This window comes from Micrococcus sp. MS-ASIII-49, assembly GCF_000946635.1.
In the GTDB taxonomy this organism is placed as follows: domain Bacteria; phylum Actinomycetota; class Actinomycetes; order Actinomycetales; family Micrococcaceae; genus Micrococcus; species Micrococcus luteus.
The window spans coordinates 1-1,061 of record NZ_JXSP01000052.1; the positions used below are offsets into that span (position 1 = coordinate 1).

1 protein-coding gene and 1 pseudogene are annotated in these 1,061 nt (G+C 74.7%); one reads left to right on the forward strand and one right to left on the reverse strand.

Going from position 1 to position 1,061, the window contains the following annotated elements:
* Window positions 1-615 (forward strand): annotated as a pseudogene (locus SJ20_RS03845) (hypothetical protein); the annotation flags it as partial.
* 140 nt (window positions 616-755) lie between these two features.
* On the opposite strand, the gene SJ20_RS03850 reads toward SJ20_RS03845, so the two are convergent.
* Window positions 756-1,061, reverse strand: a 306-nt coding sequence (locus tag SJ20_RS03850) for a thioesterase family protein (RefSeq protein ID WP_044659011.1), incomplete at its 5' end; no start/stop codon positions are given.

Here is a 1,061-nt window from a genome sequence, read left to right on the forward strand (position 1 = left end):
CCCGCCGCGCCTCAGCCGGTCGAGGCCGTCCTGTCGGACGGGCAGAGCCTGGGAACCGTCCTGGCGGATCCGCTGCCCACGGTGCTGCTGGTGCTGGGGGCGGCCACCCCGTTCCGCGACGCCGTGGCCCCGCTGGACGCGCTCGTCCGAGCCCGGCCCGAGGAGGCCGCACGCTGGGCGAGGCAGGCGGAGAGCCGACTCAAATCCGCGGCCGCCCTCCGCCGATTCGAGCGGGCCTGGCACTTCGCGGACGCGCGGGCGGAATCCGCCGGCGAGTCCTACAGCCGGGCCAGCATCCACGAGCTCGGCTTCGTCCCGCCCACGGCGCTGCAGCATCGCCACCGGGATGCGAACGGACGCGAGGTGGCCCGCACGGACTTCTGGTGGGAGCAGGTGCGGGTGTACGGGGAGTTCGACGGGCTGGGCAAGTACGACCTGTCGTTCTTCGACGGTGACGACACGGCCCGCCGCGCCAGCATCCGCCGGGAGAAGGAACGGGAGGTGGCCCTGCAGCTGGTCACCCGGGCGGGCGCGCATTGGACGTGGGGAGACCTCCTGCGGCCAGACCGGCTGGCGCGGATCCTCACCGCCGCGGGCGTCCCCCGCTCGGTCTGATCCACGGCCGTCCCACGGGCCCGGTCCCGACTCGGCGAGCCCGAGCGGTCGACCTCCGCTCTGCGACATCGCAGCCGTGCTGCACGGCGGTGATGTCGCTGGGCGGCTGTCGGGCGGTCAGCAGCCCACCTCGGCCCACCTCAGCCGGCCAGGGCCGCCCGCTGCTCGGGGCTGATGCGCACGGGGCGGCCCGTCTGCCCGTCGACGAACACCATGACGGACGTCGCGGTGGCGCAGAGGGTGTCGTCGACGCCGTCGTGCAGGGCGTAGCCCACGTGCACCGAGGCGGCCTTCACGGCGTCCACGCTCACCACCACGCGCAGTGGCACGGGGCGGTAGGGCATCTGGGCCCGGTACTTCACGGTGTGCTCGGAGATGAACGTCCGCACACCGGGGGCCACCCCCTCGAGCAGGTCGATCGGCGGGGGCGGCCCCCCCCCCCCCCC